The sequence below is a fragment of the Streptomyces swartbergensis genome (assembly GCF_002148965.1).
Taxonomy (GTDB): domain Bacteria; phylum Actinomycetota; class Actinomycetes; order Streptomycetales; family Streptomycetaceae; genus Streptomyces; species Streptomyces swartbergensis.
In genome coordinates, this window is the sequence record NZ_NGFN01000008.1 from 48922 (window position 1) to 58946 (window position 10025).

Genomic DNA, 10025 nt, shown 5'->3' on the forward strand with positions numbered 1-10025 from the left:
CCGGCCCATGCTCGCCAGAGCGCGGCCAGCGCCTCCTTGGGACCCGGCCGCGAATCACGATGACGCCCCCGCAGCCATCCGGTTGCGGGGGCGTTGTGCTGTCCGGGGTCTAGCCCCAGCCCGTGTCGTCGCTCATGGCGCCTCCCCAAGTAGGTGCGGCCCGCCAGCGGGGTAATCCCCACGCCCCCGAAGGGGTCGCTGCGAACGAGGCAGGCCGCCTCGACACGGTACGTGTATTCATGGGGCGTTGTCAGCCACGTGGGCTACAGTCGTACCAACACAACTTCATGCACCTCCCGGTGCGCAGGCCTCGGCTACTTCTTTGGAAAAGTGCCGCCGCGGCCGTCCTTGATCTCGGGAGGCACAGCATCGGGGGTGCCCGGTGCGCAGGTCGGGGATACTTCTCCTGCTAAGAGAGAGACGCGGGTTCGAATCCCGTCCGGCGCAGCAGCGTCGGTAGCTCAGCGGCCCAGAGCGCTACGTTTCCCCAGCCGACTCGATCTCGGGCACCCCACTGCTGGACCTCCCCTCCATGTGAGGGGCTTTTTTGTGAGCCGTTTCAACACCCGCAGCACCCGCCCGTCCGTCTCCTCGCCCGTGAAGTCGACCGGGGAGCAGACCCGCACCCACGAAGGCGGCGCAGGGCACCTCCGCGATGAGCGCTCCGAACTGTTCCTCCTCGCCGTCACCAACATGGTCGGCCAGGACACCTTCTACGAGACCGGCGGCCAGCGCGACGACCGCTACACCGCGCTCATCCGACAACTCGCCGTCGAAGACCCCGAGTGGACCGCCGGCCTGCTCGGCTGGCTGCGAGGCTACGGCAACATGCGCACCGCAGCCATCGTCGGCGCCGCCGAGTTCACACGGGCCCGCCTCGACGCCCAAGCGCCCGGCCACTCCCGACAGATCATCGCCTCCGTCCTCCAGCGCGCCGACGAGCCCGGCGAGTTGCTCGCCTACTGGACGGCCCGCTACGGGCGGGCCATCCCCAAGCCGATGAAGCGCGGCATCGAGGACGCCGTCGGCCACCTCTACAACGAGCGGGCCCTGCTCAAGTACGACACCGACTCCAAGGGCTACCGGTTCGGCGACGTCATCGAACTGGTCCACCCCGCACCGGCCGCACTCTGGCAGGGCGACCTGTTCGAGCACGCCATCGACCGCCGCCACAAGCGCGACAAGCCGATCCCCGAGTCGCTGCAACTGCTCCACACCCGCGCCGCGATCTCCAAGTGGGATGTGCAGAAGCGTCGCGACCTGCTGCAGCGTTCGGACGCCGCGGACTTCCTGCAGCACGCCGGCATGACCTGGGAGGCCCTCGCCGGCTGGCTGCAGGGGCCGATGGACAAGGAGGCGTGGGAGGCCATCATCCCGTCCATGGGGTACATGGCTCTGCTACGGAACCTGCGGAACTTCGACGAGGCCGGCGTCTCCGACGAGGTCGCCGAGACCTTGGTCAGGAAGCTTGCCGACCCGCAGCAGGTTGCCCGGTCGCGTCAGCTGCCCATGCGCTTCTACTCCGCCTACCGTGCCGCGCCGTCGCTGCGCTGGGGCCACGCCCTTGAGAAGGCGCTCACCGCGTCCCTCGCCAACATCCCCACGCTGTCGGGGCGGACGCTGATCCTCGTCGACACGTCCTCCTCGATGAACGAGGGTTTCTCCCGGGATGGCACGCTCATGCGGTGGGACGCTGCGGCCCTCTTCGGGATCGCGCTCGGGCAGCGCTGCCAGAGCGGGGACGTCGTCTCCTTCTCCTCGACCCGCCGCTACTGGGGCGACAACCCGGGTGCGAACACGAAGACGTTCCCGCTGCAGCGCGGCGAGTCCCTGCTGCGCGCGGTGAGCCGGTGGAAGGACGGCGGCTGGTTCCTGGGCGGCGGCACCGACACGGCGCTGGCGCTGCTGCAGGAGTTCAACGGCCACGACCGAGTAGTCATCGTCACCGACGAGCAGGCCGGCCACGACTATGGGGAGGTGACTCGCGCGGTTCCTGCCGAGGTGCCGATGTACACCTGGAACCTCGCGGGCTACCAGGCGGGGCACGCGCCGTCTGGCGGGCGAAACCGGCACACCTTCGGCGGTCTCACGGACCAGGCGTTCCGCATGATCCCGCTGTTGGAGCGGGGCCGTGACGCGCGCTGGCCGTGGGAAGGGGCTCCCGCCGCCTGACGTCCGTGCCACACTGGCCGTAGCGCCCGCCGAGCATCCCCCGTCTCGGCGGGCGCTGCCGTGTCTATTCGCTGGCCTGCTTGCGGTCTCGGGGGCGGCCGTATTCGTCGAGGATGCGGTAGAGGCGGGAGCGGGGCATACCGGCGGCGATGCCGATGGCTTTGCGGTCGGCGTGTGGACCCCCGGCTCGGTCGGCGGCGGCGATGGTCTCCTTGCGGAAGTTTTCCAGGTGCTGGATGAGGTGGGAGGTCTGGGCGAGGGTCTCGGTGAGGTCGTTGAAGGTGGTCGCCTGCTGGGGTGCCTGGACGTGGCGGTCGCCGCGGATGCCGTCGAGGAGGGCGTTGCCGAGGTCGGGGGTGAGGCCGGTGGCGGTGTCGGTGTTGCCGTCGGGGTCGCCGATGGTGATACGCAGCTTCTTCATGACCTCTACGCTACACGTGTTGCGAACGCTACACAACCGTGTTAGGCTGTAGCCACCTCCTAGAGAGAAGGGAGGTGAAACAACTGAATATCGGGGAGATCACCCTGGTGATCGGAGCGGCGACCTTCGTGGTCAACACCGTGTCGATGGTCATCGTGTGGAAGGACCGGAAGCGCAAGCCGAAGGGCCGACACCGCAAGGGGTGAAACGAAGGGCCCCGGAGATGCTTACACCAACTCCGGGGCCCGCTCCCCAGGATCCCAGCCCAGCACCACTCCACACAAGCAGAGGAGGAAACAGGTGCGGACATCCGTGAAGGCCCTCATCGTCAGCACCCTGTCCAGCTTGGTCGCCGCCATCGCCATCACCATCGGCGTCGGCACGTACTGGTGGCTGTGGGCAATCTGGGCCGCGCTCGCCGCCGGCACCGTGGCCCTCGTGGTCGACGGCCGCCGGCAGCGCGCCTAGCCCTCAATCTGAGCGCCCGCCCCCTTCACCGGGGGCGGGCGCTTCAGTGTTCCCACACCTCGAACCCGCCGCCGCGCCATTCGATGAGCCCGGACCGCCGCACGTACACGTCGTTGGCCTCCTCGACCCCGGCCCGGCGCAGGAACTCGGCGACGTCGGTCAGGCTGTACGCGCGCCCGAAGATCTCGCCCCTGATGCGCACCCGCCGGCCGCCGTCCTCATCGGGCGGGTACACGACGACGGGGCGATCGGAGGCCATGGCCCCAGCCTGCATCCGTGCCGGGTGGGGTGCACGGTGTGCTGCGCCAGCCGCGTGCCGCTCGTAGGCTGGTGCTGCTCGGGGCTACTGCGGAGGTCAACCATGCCCCGAACCGTGTGGAGCGGCGCGATCAGCTTCGGCCTCGTCACCGTGCCGATCAACGTCCAGTCCGCGACCGAGGACCACAGCTTCCGGTTCCACCAGTACCACCTGGAAGACATGGGCCGCGTGCGGGTGCGGAAGTACTGCGAGGTCGAGGACCGCGAGGTCACGAACGACGAGATCGGCAAGGGCTACGAGCTGAGCAAGACGCAGGTCATCCCCATCTCTGACGACGAGCTGCGGGACCTGCCGCTGCCTACGGCGAAGGCGATCGAGATCGAGGCGTTCGTGCCGCTGGAGTCAGTCGACCCGATCCGGATCGGCGAGGGCTACTACCTGGCGCCGTCCGGGCAGGTCGCGGCGAAGCCGTACAAGCTGCTGCGGGAGGCGCTCGCCCGATCGTCGAAGGTCGCTGTGGCGAAGTACGCCTGGTCCGGCCGGGAGAGGCTGGGCCTTCTGCGGGTGCGGGACGATGTGATCGTCCTGCACGCGATGCGCTGGCCCGACGAGATCCGCGACCCCTCCGAGCTACTGCCGCCGCCCGTAGAGGTGACCGACGAGGAGATCGACAGCGCGCTCGCCCTCATGGATTCCATGACCAGCGACGATCTCGAAGGTGAGGAGTTCCAGGACTCCTACACCGAGGCGATCGCGCAGCTGCTGGATGCGAAGCGGGAGCACCGTGAGCCGCCACACATGGAGGAGCCGGAGGCCAAGCCGGGCCAGATCGTCGACCTGATGGCCGCGCTGAACGAGTCCGTGCAGCAGGCCCGCGCCTCCCGCGGCGAGGACGCCGACGTGCACGAGATGCCGAAGAAGAAGGCGGCGGCGAAGAAGCAGCCGGCCAAGAAGGCGGCAGCGAAGAAGCCGGCCCGGAAGTCGAAGAGCGCCTGACGCCGACGGCGAGCCGTCTCGTCTCACCCGTCCAGGAATCCCAGCTCGCTGTCCGGCCGGCACGCCCCGCAGGCCTTCACCCCGTCGGCGAGCGCCCGCAGCGCCTCGTCTCGCCGAATGCCCCGGGTGCGCTTCCCGGCGTTCCAACAGTCACCGCAATGCAGCTGCACCGGCGGGCTGTCGCGGTTGAGGCCGAGCTCGATCAGCCAGTCCGGGTCCGGTGGCCGGGCCTCAATGCCCCGCTGCCGCTCCGCTTCCCGCTGCTCGGCTGCCGCGATGGCCCGGCGTACCTCGTCGAGGAGGAGCGCGAGGAACGTCTCCAGGGTGCGGAGGCGTGGCAGGTCGGGCGGCAGGTCGTTCACCTCTCCAGCTTGCATCAAAAATCGAACACGTGATCCCATCGGGTCATGGTCAGACACCGGGTCGAGTACCTCACCGACAGGCAGGAGCAGATCCTGCGCTGCATCCGCATGGCCATCGCCGACCAGGGCGACGCCCCTACCGTCGCCGAGATCGCCGCCGCGGTAGGCGTCGCCCCATCGACCGTGCACTACCAGCTGCAGGAGTTGGAGACGAAGGGCGCGATCGTGCGGGAGCCGCACCGGCCGCGAGGGATCCGGCTCGCATGAATCCGGAGCGCTATCACCTCACCCTCACCTCGGCCGGCCGCCCGGTCATGAACGGCTGGTGGGGGAGCGAGGCCCGGCCCGCAGCCAGTTCCGTGACTGGATCGGCAAGCATGGCGTCCTGCCCGAGGCTCGTATCACCCTCGTCGACGAGGAGACCGGCACGGTGTTGACGAGCTGGCCTGACGGGCAGTGACCCTCTGCCATGCTGGCGTTGAGCAGAGGAGACGCCGATGGCATACCGCTCGTACCCGAACGCAGACCGCGCCCTGAAGCAGCTCGACCGGCACCGCCCGTCGGCTCCCGTGATCTCGATGCCGCCCGCGCTACGAGCGGTCAGTGAGTCGATCGGCCAGCTCCGCGAGAATACGCAGAGGGCCGCCTCGCAGGGCTTCGGGTCCGGCACCTACGTCCTGTCGACGCGACGCCCCGGCGCTGTCAGTGGCCCGGCGTAGGCTGGTCGCATCATCCCGACGAGCAGTCAGTCGGGTTTGCTCTGGCCCCGCCGCGGCGTGATGCACCGAGGCGGGGCTTGCTGCTAAGGAGGGGCCGTGGACGGACTCGGGGCGTTCCTGCTGCCGATCTGGGTGGCCGCGCTAACCGGGTACGCGATCGTGTGCGGGGTTGTGGGTGGCGAGCCGGGTGCCCCGTGGTGGCTGCGCTGGCCGATGCCCATCTGGAACGCGATCGCGCACGACTGGCGCCGCCCGACGCCGGTACCGCAGCGCCCGGACTACGCGAAGATCGCCCGCCTGGAGCGCGAGCTGGGCATCATCGAGCCGGAGAAGCCGATCCGCCCCGCTCGGACGGTCTGCCTTACGAAGAACTGCGCGGGCGCGACGACCGAGATCCGCACTTGGTCCGGGATGCTCGCCATGCGCATACACGAATGTGAAGCGCCGTGATCCGCCGTCTACTGCGCCGCTTGTTCCCCCATCACGCTACGGGCGGCCACATCCCCGAGTACCGCCCGCGCCCGGGCGAGCAGTTGGTGATCCTGAGTCCTGGCCGTCGGATCGACGACCCGGGCGAGGCTGAAGCGCTGGGGATGACCGCCGACGCCCGCCGCATGCGACGCCGAGGAGACCAGCCGTGAGTATCGAGATCAGGTTCGTGGGAGGCCCCGCCGACGGTCGCACCTACGCGATCCCCGACGACACGCCGCCGCCGCTCTACCTGATCCCGATCGCCCCGCCGATCAGTGAACTGTTTCCCAATGGCCGGGTGGAGCCGTCGCCGATCCAGAAGGCGGAGTACGAGCCGCTGCGGCAGGACGGCTGGCCGCGCCGTGCAGACGACGGCGCCTACCTGTACAAGCATCGTGCCGCGCCGCTGACTGTCGAGGAGCGGGATGCTCTGGCGCGCGAGCGGGCGGAGGTTCGGGCTGCGGAGGAGCGGCGGACTGCCGAGCTGGACGAGGCGTGGCAGGAGATCCGGCGTGAACGCCCGCACTACCCGGAGAGTTGGCGCGCCCTCTAGCCCTCCGCCTCCGCGTGCCTGACGGCCTTCTTCAGCGCCATCTCCACCGTGTACCGGTCGAGCCCGGTCGCCTTGGCGTGCGCGGTGATGGCGTCCTGTACGGCGTTGGCGGTGGCGACGGTGAGCCGCCCGGCCTGATGCTCCTCCCAGGCGGCGCGTTCCAGGTCCAGCAGGGTGTCGGGGAACTCTATGTCGCTCACGGCGGGATCCTACGTGGCACTGTCTTGCTCCCCGTCCATCGCTCCCCGCTCACGTCGGCGCCGGTTCACGTAGCGGTGCAGGTCGCTGACGATGACGTCGGTGAGCGACCGCCCCTCCTCCTTCGCCTCCGCCATGGCAGCGGCCCAGAGTTCGTCGGGCACGCGGACGTTCCGCAGTGGCGTCTTGCCGGTAGCTGGCCTGGGCATGCCTCCCCCTCGGGTCTGTAGGTACAGAAACTAGCATCCATCTCGCTGGATCGCTTGACAAGGGTTCGTCGCGAGAGCATTCTGTAGGTACAGAAACAACCGACTAGCAGGGGAGACGGAAATGGTTGCCATTGAGTGGATCGACAAGACCAACCGACTCGGGCGGCCCTACGCCGACGCCAACCGGTGGGAGATCGCAATCAACGGCACGACCTACACGGTCGAGCGGTCCATGTCCGCCTACCACATCTGGAACAACGGCGACTGGCTCGGTATGCACGCCAGTAAGGGCGACGTTGAGGCCGCCATCCTTGCTCTCGCTCCCGTCGAGGAGGCCGTCGAGGGTGAGAGCGAAGAGGCGTCGGACGGGGACGTCGTCGCCGCCTTCGAGGCCAAGGCCGACGAGATCGCGAAGGCCAACGGCTGGACCATCAGCCACACCGAGACCGTGATGCTCCGCTTCCTCCGCGACACCAATCCTGCCGAGGCCGCCACCATCGCCGCTGCGCTAGAGAAGCGCCCTGACCTCGCTGCGTGACCCGGCCGTCTGCAAGTCCAAACCGCACCCTGAGAGAGGGCAACCAATGACCACCCGCATTCCCTGGAACGCCAAGAGGGTCTACTACGCGACCGAGACCGTGACCCGTGACGGTCGCCGTTTCGCTGGCCGCGAGCAGAAGTCCACGACGTTCCGCGAGGCCCGCGCCTTCCTCGACGAGCTGAATGTCCCTGGCGGCGTGGCCGTCTGGAACGAAGGGAGCAGGAACGGCAATCACGATGCCGTGGCACGTCGGCACGAGGATGGGTCCTGGACTCGACTCGACAGGTTCACGGGGCGCTGGGAACCCATGGATTGATAGCAGCCCACGCAACACGATGCCCCGGCTGAAGGAAGCAGCCGGGGCATCGCCGTGTCAGCCTACGCCGCTGTGGTGATCTCCCCGCGCACCGCTGCCACCCACTCGTCCCGCAGCTGCTCGTAGCGTTCCCGCGTCGGCCCCCACAGCCACGTCCCGGTCTCCGCCATCAGGGCACGGATCTCCTCGTTCACGGCCTCAGCAGACCGCGGCGAGCCCGAAGGCAGGGGAGAGGACGGCATGACGAGATCGTAACGGCCGGGTCTGACAGCGGGCTACGAGTTGCGTCGTCTGTCCCTGGTGAAGCCCCCGACGAACGGAGCAGACGATGACCCGACCGCCCCTGAACTGCGCGCTGTGCGGCCTCGCTATCTGGAACGAGCCTCCCACTGTGTGGAGCCCCTCGCCGGACATAGAGCCGTTCTGCGGCGATGGCTGCTATGCCACCGCTCGCGCCGTTGACCACTCCGTCCCGCCCGCCATCGACAGGGCTGTCCGGCGCGACCACAGTCTCTGCGGCTATGAGCCGTGCTCCGACTGTCGCTGACAGCGGGCTATGAATCCGGCGACTGCTCCGCAATGTACGTGCCCTTCGCTGGCAGGGTCACGACCAGGCCCCGCTCCCGCAGGTCCTCCACCGCGCGCCGCACGGTGCCGACGGCGACTCCGAGCTGCTCGGCGAGCTCCCGCTCGCCCTCCAGCCGCGCACCCGGGCGGAGTTCACCCGAAGCGATCCGGGCCGCGATGTGGTCCGCGGCCTGCTTCCACACATACACCGGCCGGGACGGATCCACCGGACGCTGATCATCACCCATGAGTGGAACGTAGGGAGCCACAGCGCGCCACGCGCCCCCAGGTAGCGCCATGCTGCTCCATGTAGCGGTATAGAGCAGCATGAAGCGGTACCGTGAAATTGCAGGACCCCCGCGACCGCGGTCACGGCCCGGGGGCATGGCCGACACCTCGGGAGCGTCGACGTGGACGAGGGTAGAGACACAACACCCCAAGAACCAGCATGCCCATGCGGCAGCAGCGACCACGAACCCCTACGCATCGGCGACCGGCTCTCACCCAGCGGCCACACCATAGGCCCCGTCTACGTGTGCCCCGCCGAATCCCCCGTCGGACTGCGAGGCGTCCTATGAAGCCGCGCCAGGCCGACGAGCGCACGATCTGCGGGCCGTGCCGGATCGGAGAGTGCGGCCACTGCGACGGCAACGTGGATCTGCGCCCCGGGCCCGGGCCGGCCGTGCCGCTCACGAGGTGCGGGCACCGCTGCAGCCGTAGGGGAGCTCAGACGGCCAGGCAGCCTAAGCCCAGGCCAGAGCCTCAGCAGGCCGTGACGCTTTCACATCCCGTGTGCTGGTTTTGGTCATAGATATATACAGCGAGCGCTTCCATTCAGCCGCATCCCGGATGTTCACTGATGACGCTCCGCCCAGCGTCGCTCACTGAAGGAGGTCGGAGATGGTCACCCCGATGACCCGCGAGATCCTCAGCAGCGTCTCCAGCGAGGGGTTAGCCTGCCCGGCCTCGATCTCCTGGTAAAACTTCCGGTTCATCGGGACGGCAAGGAAGACCTGCTCCTGCGTCAGGTTGTGGTCTAAGCGTGCGTCCCTGATCCGCCGGCCGATGCGGCGTCGCTCGTGTAGCAGCCAGTCATCTTCGTCGGGGAGGTCGCGGGGCACTCGACAAACGCTCTGACCGGCGTGATCATTAGTCAGCCTGGTGACAGCAGGCTTTCTGTGATCTTCAGCATGCTGCGACGGACGAGGGGCTCGGCTCCGTAGAGCAGACGTGAAGGGCTTTCGGGGTGGATGTCACACCCCGCACACCAGCCCTGCGGCCGTATGGCATATGCCGCAGGGCTCGCTGTACTGTGCACAAATCGAATGTGTGTTCACCTGAATGGGTGAACCGCACCCCACCTGCGCATTCAGTCGGGCAACACGGGAACCAGGGCCACACCCCCCACCCACACCCCGCCGGCCCGACCTAGGAGAAACGATGGAGCGGCAACAGATCCTCGATCTGTACGAGTGGGGCGACGGCACCTGCTTCCGTCATCCCGAGCAAGGCCCCATCCTCACCACCCTCGTCAAGGTCCTCCATCCCCGCGGCGCCGGCCGGCATGAGGTGCGCGCCTGCGAGGACTGCGTCATCGCCATGGAGGACATAAGGCGTGAGGCCGCTGCCCGGGCGGGGAGGGAGTACGAGCCGGGGCACATCGGCGAGTGCGACATGTAGGGCGTCATCGCAGCTCCGGTGGCTCACGAGGGGTGAGATCTCGGGGAGGATCTGGGGAGCGGAGGGCTATGGGGAGCGGTCGGGGAGGGGTAG

21 protein-coding genes and 1 tRNA gene are annotated in these 10025 nt (G+C 68.4%); 14 read left to right on the top strand and 8 right to left on the bottom strand.

The genetic code is table 11. From position 1 onward, the window contains the following. Positions 1–384 precede the first annotated feature (384 nt). Together CA983_RS46100 and CA983_RS02905 are read left to right on the top strand one after the other, a co-directional pair. Positions 385–447 (top strand) — tRNA-Ser (locus CA983_RS46100). A 102-nt stretch (positions 448–549) separates the two neighbouring features. After that, complete coding sequence (locus CA983_RS02905) at positions 550–2172, top strand: TROVE domain-containing protein (RefSeq protein ID WP_086599285.1); 1623 nt, start codon at positions 550–552, stop codon at positions 2170–2172. A 64-nt stretch (positions 2173–2236) separates the two neighbouring features. On the opposite strand, the gene CA983_RS02910 is transcribed toward CA983_RS02905, so the two are convergent. Beyond that, positions 2237–2593 (bottom strand): hypothetical protein, encoded by a 357-nt coding sequence (locus CA983_RS02910; RefSeq protein WP_086599286.1) that lies wholly within the window; start codon positions 2591–2593, stop codon positions 2237–2239. Between the two features lie 74 nt (positions 2594–2667). On the opposite strand from CA983_RS02910, the gene CA983_RS48830 reads away from it, so the two are divergent. Further along, positions 2668–2799 (top strand): hypothetical protein, encoded by a 132-nt coding sequence (locus CA983_RS48830; RefSeq protein ID WP_279628407.1) that lies wholly within the window; start codon positions 2668–2670, stop codon positions 2797–2799. A gap of 94 nt (positions 2800–2893) precedes the next feature. Further along, positions 2894–3061 (top strand): hypothetical protein, encoded by a 168-nt coding sequence (locus tag CA983_RS46105; RefSeq protein WP_158101822.1) that lies wholly within the window; start codon positions 2894–2896, stop codon positions 3059–3061. 43 nt (positions 3062–3104) lie between these two features. Here the strand turns inward: CA983_RS46105 and CA983_RS02915 are convergent, their stop codons facing one another. Beyond that, positions 3105–3320 carry a hypothetical protein gene (locus CA983_RS02915; RefSeq protein ID WP_086599287.1) on the bottom strand — a complete coding sequence of 72 codons (216 nt, stop codon included), beginning with the start codon at positions 3318–3320 and terminating at the stop codon, positions 3105–3107. A gap of 102 nt (positions 3321–3422) precedes the next feature. Here CA983_RS02915 and ku point away from each other — a divergent pair, with 102 nt between their 5' ends. Continuing rightward, positions 3423–4316: a non-homologous end joining protein Ku gene (gene ku, locus CA983_RS02920; RefSeq protein WP_086599288.1), complete on the top strand. Its 894-nt coding sequence runs from the start codon at positions 3423–3425 to the stop codon at positions 4314–4316. A gap of 23 nt (positions 4317–4339) precedes the next feature. Here the strand turns inward: ku and CA983_RS02925 are convergent, their stop codons facing one another. Then, the gene (locus tag CA983_RS02925) at positions 4340–4678 is read right to left on the bottom strand and encodes a DUF6233 domain-containing protein (RefSeq protein WP_086599289.1); all 339 of its coding nucleotides are present in this window, start codon (positions 4676–4678) and stop codon (positions 4340–4342) included. A gap of 45 nt (positions 4679–4723) precedes the next feature. On the opposite strand from CA983_RS02925, the gene CA983_RS02930 reads away from it, so the two are divergent. The 6 genes from CA983_RS02930 to CA983_RS02950 all read left to right on the top strand — a co-directional run bounded on the left by CA983_RS02930 (position 4724) and on the right by CA983_RS02950 (position 6421). Further along, positions 4724–4945, top strand: a complete 222-nt coding sequence (locus CA983_RS02930) for a LexA family protein (RefSeq protein WP_086599290.1) — start codon at positions 4724–4726, stop codon at positions 4943–4945. Between the two features lie 58 nt (positions 4946–5003). Next, positions 5004–5138, top strand: a complete 135-nt coding sequence (locus CA983_RS48835; protein WP_279628408.1) for a hypothetical protein — start codon at positions 5004–5006, stop codon at positions 5136–5138. Positions 5139–5175: 37 nt separating this feature from the next. Further along, entirely contained in the window at positions 5176–5397 is a 222-nt protein-coding gene (locus CA983_RS02935) for a hypothetical protein (RefSeq protein WP_086599291.1), read from the top strand. A 96-nt stretch (positions 5398–5493) separates the two neighbouring features. Next, positions 5494–5847, top strand: a complete 354-nt coding sequence (locus CA983_RS02940) for a hypothetical protein (RefSeq protein WP_086599292.1) — start codon at positions 5494–5496, stop codon at positions 5845–5847. Continuing rightward, a complete protein-coding gene (locus tag CA983_RS02945) occupies positions 5844–6038 on the top strand; it encodes a hypothetical protein (RefSeq protein WP_086599293.1) in 195 nt (64 codons plus the stop codon). Before CA983_RS02940 ends, CA983_RS02945 begins: the two co-directional genes overlap by 4 nt. Continuing rightward, the gene (locus tag CA983_RS02950) at positions 6035–6421 is read left to right on the top strand and encodes a hypothetical protein (protein ID WP_086599294.1); all 387 of its coding nucleotides are present in this window, start codon (positions 6035–6037) and stop codon (positions 6419–6421) included. The genes CA983_RS02945 and CA983_RS02950 overlap by 4 nt, the downstream gene beginning before the upstream one ends. On the opposite strand, the gene CA983_RS02955 is transcribed toward CA983_RS02950, so the two are convergent. Next, positions 6418–6621 (bottom strand): hypothetical protein, encoded by a 204-nt coding sequence (locus tag CA983_RS02955; protein WP_086599295.1) that lies wholly within the window; start codon positions 6619–6621, stop codon positions 6418–6420. The two genes, CA983_RS02950 and CA983_RS02955, sit on opposite strands and share 4 nt — an antisense overlap. 9 nt (positions 6622–6630) lie before the next feature. Further along, positions 6631–6828, bottom strand: coding sequence for a hypothetical protein (locus CA983_RS45720; RefSeq protein ID WP_143645439.1), 198 nt, complete (start codon positions 6826–6828; stop codon positions 6631–6633). 121 nt (positions 6829–6949) lie between these two features. Between CA983_RS45720 and CA983_RS02960 the strand changes: the two genes are divergently transcribed. Together CA983_RS02960 and CA983_RS02965 are read left to right on the top strand one after the other, a co-directional pair. Beyond that, positions 6950–7366 (top strand): hypothetical protein, encoded by a 417-nt coding sequence (locus tag CA983_RS02960; RefSeq protein ID WP_086599296.1) that lies wholly within the window; start codon positions 6950–6952, stop codon positions 7364–7366. A 46-nt stretch (positions 7367–7412) separates the two neighbouring features. Continuing rightward, on the top strand, positions 7413–7685 hold the full coding sequence (locus CA983_RS02965; RefSeq protein WP_086599297.1) for a hypothetical protein: 273 nt from the start codon (positions 7413–7415) through the stop codon (positions 7683–7685). Positions 7686–7747: 62 nt separating this feature from the next. On the opposite strand, the gene CA983_RS02970 is transcribed toward CA983_RS02965, so the two are convergent. From CA983_RS02970 to CA983_RS02980, 3 genes are all read right to left on the bottom strand, one after another. Continuing rightward, positions 7748–7927, bottom strand: a complete 180-nt coding sequence (locus CA983_RS02970) for a hypothetical protein (protein ID WP_086599298.1) — start codon at positions 7925–7927, stop codon at positions 7748–7750. 312 nt (positions 7928–8239) lie between these two features. Continuing rightward, positions 8240–8500 (bottom strand): winged helix-turn-helix domain-containing protein, encoded by a 261-nt coding sequence (locus tag CA983_RS02975; RefSeq protein WP_086599305.1) that lies wholly within the window; start codon positions 8498–8500, stop codon positions 8240–8242. A gap of 633 nt (positions 8501–9133) precedes the next feature. Further along, the gene (locus tag CA983_RS02980; protein ID WP_158101823.1) at positions 9134–9373 is read right to left on the bottom strand and encodes a helix-turn-helix transcriptional regulator; all 240 of its coding nucleotides are present in this window, start codon (positions 9371–9373) and stop codon (positions 9134–9136) included. Positions 9374–9692: 319 nt separating this feature from the next. On the opposite strand from CA983_RS02980, the gene CA983_RS02985 reads away from it, so the two are divergent. Continuing rightward, entirely contained in the window at positions 9693–9932 is a 240-nt protein-coding gene (locus CA983_RS02985) for a hypothetical protein (protein WP_086599300.1), read from the top strand. The last annotated feature ends 93 nt before the right edge of the window (positions 9933–10025 follow it).

Excerpts from the sequence above, each read along its gene's own strand:
- CA983_RS02935 (WP_086599291.1), top strand. The coding sequence starts at position 5,176 with ATGGCATACCGCTCGTACCCGAACGCAGACCGCGCCCTGAAGCAGCTC.
- ku (WP_086599288.1), top strand. The coding sequence starts at position 3,423 with ATGCCCCGAACCGTGTGGAGCGGCGCGATCAGCTTCGGCCTCGTCACC.
- CA983_RS02975 (WP_086599305.1), bottom strand. The coding sequence starts at position 8,500 with ATGGGTGATGATCAGCGTCCGGTGGATCCGTCCCGGCCGGTGTATGTG.
- CA983_RS45720 (WP_143645439.1), bottom strand. The coding sequence starts at position 6,828 with ATGCCCAGGCCAGCTACCGGCAAGACGCCACTGCGGAACGTCCGCGTG.
- CA983_RS02965 (WP_086599297.1), top strand. The coding sequence starts at position 7,413 with ATGACCACCCGCATTCCCTGGAACGCCAAGAGGGTCTACTACGCGACC.
- CA983_RS02930 (WP_086599290.1), top strand. The coding sequence starts at position 4,724 with ATGGTCAGACACCGGGTCGAGTACCTCACCGACAGGCAGGAGCAGATC.
- CA983_RS02985 (WP_086599300.1), top strand. The coding sequence starts at position 9,693 with ATGGAGCGGCAACAGATCCTCGATCTGTACGAGTGGGGCGACGGCACC.
- CA983_RS02970 (WP_086599298.1), bottom strand. The coding sequence starts at position 7,927 with ATGCCGTCCTCTCCCCTGCCTTCGGGCTCGCCGCGGTCTGCTGAGGCC.
- CA983_RS02915 (WP_086599287.1), bottom strand. The coding sequence starts at position 3,320 with ATGGCCTCCGATCGCCCCGTCGTCGTGTACCCGCCCGATGAGGACGGC.
- CA983_RS02910 (WP_086599286.1), bottom strand. The coding sequence starts at position 2,593 with ATGAAGAAGCTGCGTATCACCATCGGCGACCCCGACGGCAACACCGAC.
- CA983_RS02960 (WP_086599296.1), top strand. The coding sequence starts at position 6,950 with ATGGTTGCCATTGAGTGGATCGACAAGACCAACCGACTCGGGCGGCCC.